Annotated in this window: 5 protein-coding genes; all 5 read right to left on the reverse strand. The window is 70.1% G+C overall.

Translation table 11 applies throughout. The features are described from left to right. The coding region (locus VGF12_RS04510; RefSeq protein ID WP_331174850.1) for an efflux RND transporter permease subunit at nucleotides 1-382 on the reverse strand (382 nt) is incomplete at its 3' end. Next, nucleotides 379-1,572, reverse strand: a complete 1,194-nt coding sequence (locus VGF12_RS04515; protein WP_331174851.1) for an efflux RND transporter periplasmic adaptor subunit — start codon at nucleotides 1,570-1,572, stop codon at nucleotides 379-381. The genes VGF12_RS04510 and VGF12_RS04515, both read right to left, overlap by 4 nt. Nucleotides 1,573-1,680: 108 nt before the next feature. Beyond that, complete coding sequence (locus tag VGF12_RS04520) at nucleotides 1,681-2,589, reverse strand: pseudouridine-5'-phosphate glycosidase (protein WP_331174852.1); 909 nt, start codon at nucleotides 2,587-2,589, stop codon at nucleotides 1,681-1,683. Next, the gene (locus tag VGF12_RS04525) at nucleotides 2,586-3,494 is read right to left on the reverse strand and encodes a carbohydrate kinase family protein (protein WP_331174853.1); all 909 of its coding nucleotides are present in this window, start codon (nucleotides 3,492-3,494) and stop codon (nucleotides 2,586-2,588) included. Before VGF12_RS04525 ends, VGF12_RS04520 begins: the two co-directional genes overlap by 4 nt. 10 nt (nucleotides 3,495-3,504) lie before the next feature. Beyond that, the coding region (locus VGF12_RS04530; RefSeq protein WP_331174854.1) for an alpha/beta family hydrolase at nucleotides 3,505-3,760 on the reverse strand (256 nt) is incomplete at its 5' end.

Below are 3,760 nucleotides of genomic sequence, written 5' to 3' on the forward strand. Positions count from 1 at the left end.
TGGGCGGCGAGGTCATCTCGGCGGGCAGCGCACGCAGCGAGCGGAACAGCGCCGCCTGCACGTCCACGGCTGCGGCGTCGATGTTGCGCGAGGGGTCGAACTCCAGCGTCAGCGACGTGTTGCCCAGCGTGTTGGTCGACGAGATGGTCTGCAGGCCGGCGATGGTGGAGAACTGCTTCTCCAGCGGCAGCGCCACCGATGAGGCCATGGTCTCGGGCGACGCCCCGGGGAGCGAGGCACCGACGTTGATGATGGGCGTGTTGTAGGACGGCAGCGCCGCGACCGGGATCTTGCTCCAGGCCGCCAGACCCGCGATGACCAACGACAGGTTCAGCAGCACGGTCATGACCGGCCGCCGGATGAAGACTTCGGTCAACCTCATTTTCCGGCGCCCGAAGCTGCCGGTGCCGCGCCCGCGCCGCCGCTGGGCTGGATGCGCAACGGCGTTCCCGGGCGCAGGTTCTGCTTGCCCTCCATGACGACCTGGGCCGTCGCCTCCAGGCCCTCGACGACGGCCTGCTCACCCATGGCCTGGCGCAACTGCACCGGCACGAGCTTGGCCGTGTTGTCAGGGCCGACGACGTACACCGAGCGCTCGTTGCCGCGCATGATGATGGCGGCCTGCGGCACCACGGTCACGCCCTTGAGCGTGCGCAGCGTGACGCGCACGCGCAGGTACTGGCCCGGCCAAAGCGTCTGGGTCTTGTTGTCGAATTCGGCCTTGACCTTGATGGTCCCGGTGGTGGCGTCGACGAGGTTGTCCACCGCCGTAACGCGGCCCTTGATGGGCGCCGTGCCGCGAGCCGAGCTGGGCACGATGGCCTCGACGTCCAGCTCGCCCGCACGCGTGGCGCTCAGCAGCGAGCCAAGCTGCGTCTCCGGCACCGTGAAGCTGACGGCGATGGGGTCCAGCTGCGCGATGTTGACCAGCGGTGCTGCCGTCGCGTTCGCCTGCACCAGGCTGCCGGGGAAGACGTTGACGATCCCGGCGCGGCCGCTGATGGGGGCGCGCAGCTCGTTGTAGCCCACGGTCACCTGGGCGGCCTGGACGGCCGCCTCGTCGCTGCGGATCAGGGCCTGGCCGGCATCGAAGTTGGCCTGCGCCGTGTCGACTGCGTTCTGGGCGATGAAGTTCTGCGCCTTCAGCTCCTTGGCGCGGTTGAGCTGGCGTTCCAGGTCGGCCTGGGCGGCGCGGTCGCGGGCGAGCTGGGCGCGGGCCTTGTCCAACGCAGCGCGATCGGCGCGATCGTCGAAGCGAAACAGCAACTCGCCCTTCCTCAAGTTCTGGCCGTCCTTGACCAGCACCTGAGCCACCGTGCTGGTGGTCTGCGCGCGCAGGTCCACGCTCTGCAGCGCGGTGACCGTGCCGCTGGCTTCTACGGTGATCGGCACGTCAGCCTGTTTGACCTTGACGACGCCGACGTTCTGCGCCGGCGGCGCGCTCGCCGCGGCGGCCGGGGCCGACGCGCCGGAGGACGCCGCCGAGCCGTCAGCATCGGCCTTGCGCCCGCAGCCGCTCAGGGCCACGATGGCCAGACCGCAGTAGATCATCAGATGGGGGGTCGAACGCATGAGGCTGGGGCTGCCAAAAGTAATAGGGATTGACCGAAAAAACAGACCAGCTTAACCGGGCAGTTTTAAGGGCAGGTTTCTGGCAGTGACCCAGCCGTGCTTTTTCTCTCAGGCCTGCAGCGCGCGCGCCAGCCGTGCGCCCGCCACCGCGTTGTTCTTCACGAGAGCGATGTTGGTGGACAGGCTGCGCCCCCCGGTCAATGCCTTGATGCGGCCCAGCAGGAACGGCGTGATGGCCTTGCCGACGATGCCCTGCGCTTGCGCCTCGGCCAGGGCTTGCGCCGTGATGGCGTCGATCTCCTCGCGCGGCATCGCCTCGCCGGCTGGCACCGGATTGCTGACGACCACGCCGCCGCCCAGGCCCAGGGCCCACTTGGCACGGATGAAGCGCGCCTGAGTCGCCGCGTCATCCATGCGGAAATCGGCCTTGAGGCCACTGTCGGGCGTGAAGAAGGCCGCGAAGTTGTCCTGCCCGACGGACAGCACCGGCACGCCGTGGGTCTCCAGGTATTCCAGCGTCAGGCCCAGGTCGAGGATGGACTTGGCACCGGCGCAGACCACGGCCACCGGCGTGCGCGCCAGTTCCTGCAGGTCGGCCGAGATGTCGAAGCTCTCGGCGCCTCCGCGATGCACGCCCCCGATGCCGCCGGTGACGAAGACCTGGATGTCGGCCAGATGGGCGCAGATCATGGTCGCAGCCACCGTCGTCGCACCCAGGCGGCCCGTCGCGATGGCGTAGGGCAGGTCGCGACGGCTGAGCTTCATCGCGTCCGGCGCCTGGGCGAGCTGCTGCAGCTCGGCGTCGGTCAGGCCGACGCGGATGCGACCGCCGATCACGGCGATGGTGGCCGGCACGGCCCCCTCGATGCGGATCACGTCCTCGACCTGGCGCGCCGTCTCCAGGTTCTGCGGCCAGGGCATGCCGTGGGCAATGATGGTCGATTCGAGGGCGACGATAGGGCGGCCCAGTTCACGGGCGGAGGCCACTTCGGGCGAGAGTTGGATCAGTTCGTTCATCGCTTCAGCAAAAAGTCGGAGGTCAGTTCGGGATGGACGCTGTCCTCGGTCTGCAGCGTCAGCGCAGCGAGGTCCAGGCCCAGGCGGGCGGCGGCGTCGAAGTCAGCCGCATCGCGCAGCAGCGCGGCGCAAACGCCGGCCGACAGCGCATCGCCGGCGCCAGTCACGTCGACGACGCGCACGTCGGGCGCCGGCCAGTGGCGCGGCGCGCGGTCGGGCTCGCTGAGCAGCAGGCCCTCGGCGCCCTTGGTGACGAGGACGCGGGCCACGCCACGCGCGTGCAGGGCGGCGAAGGCGTCCAGCGGCTCGGGCGCCACGCAGGCCAGTTCGCCAGCATTCAGGATCAGCAGGTGCAGGCCGGCCAACTGCTCCGGCAGGCGCTCCATCTTGGCCTCGGACACTGCCACGCAGACGAGCGGCACGCCGCTGGCGCGCGCCTCGCCGAGCAGCAGCGGCCAGGCGTCCGTGGGCAGGTTGCCGTCGGCGACGATCAGCGCCGCGCCGGCGCGCAATGCCTTGCTGGCGCCGAGCGCCCATGGGTTGAGGCTCTCCACCAGCGGCATGGCAGCAAGGCCCAGTTCCAGGCTGCCGTCGGGCGCGAGCACGGCCGTGTAGCTGTCACTGGCATGGCGGCGCAGCCGGATGATGGCGCGCAGGTCGATGCCGACGGCTTCGGCCTGCTTCAGCAGCATTTGCCCGCTCGCGTCGTCGCCGACGGCGGCCACCAAGGCCACCGGCAGGCCCAGGCGTGCCAGGTTCTCGGCCACGTTGCGGACGACGCCGCCGGGGGTCTCATGGGATTCGCACGGGTTGGACGACCCGCGCAGCGAGTGCGCCAGCAGCTTGAGCTTGCGGTCGACATTGAGGCCGCCGATGCAGACGATGGGAGCGGCGTGGACAGTCATTGGCGTGATTTTAGGAAGCCCGCTCGAACCATGCCGCCATCGCAGCGGCCAGCGCCTGCACCACCTGGGCGTCGCGGCGTCCGCTGCGCGCCCTCACATGGAAGGCGTGGTCGGCGTCATCCTCGATGTGCAGCGTGGCGCCATCGCCCAGGGCTCGCACGACGCCCTGCAGCAGGTCCAGGCGGGCCAACTCGTCGCGTGTGCCCTGCAGGAACAGCAAGGGCACCTGCAGCTCGGCCAGGTGCGCCGCCCGCTCCGTGCCCGGC

Source organism: Roseateles sp. (genome assembly GCF_036404855.1).
Taxonomy (GTDB): domain Bacteria; phylum Pseudomonadota; class Gammaproteobacteria; order Burkholderiales; family Burkholderiaceae_C; genus Pelomonas.

What these genes read in the sequence shown, in the direction of transcription:
- VGF12_RS04520 (WP_331174852.1), bottom strand. Translation starts at nt 2,589, where the DNA reads ATGAACGAACTGATCCAACTCTCGCCCGAAGTGGCCTCCGCCCGTGAA.
- VGF12_RS04525 (WP_331174853.1), bottom strand. Translation starts at nt 3,494, where the DNA reads ATGACTGTCCACGCCGCTCCCATCGTCTGCATCGGCGGCCTCAATGTC.
- VGF12_RS04515 (WP_331174851.1), bottom strand. Translation starts at nt 1,572, where the DNA reads ATGCGTTCGACCCCCCATCTGATGATCTACTGCGGTCTGGCCATCGTG.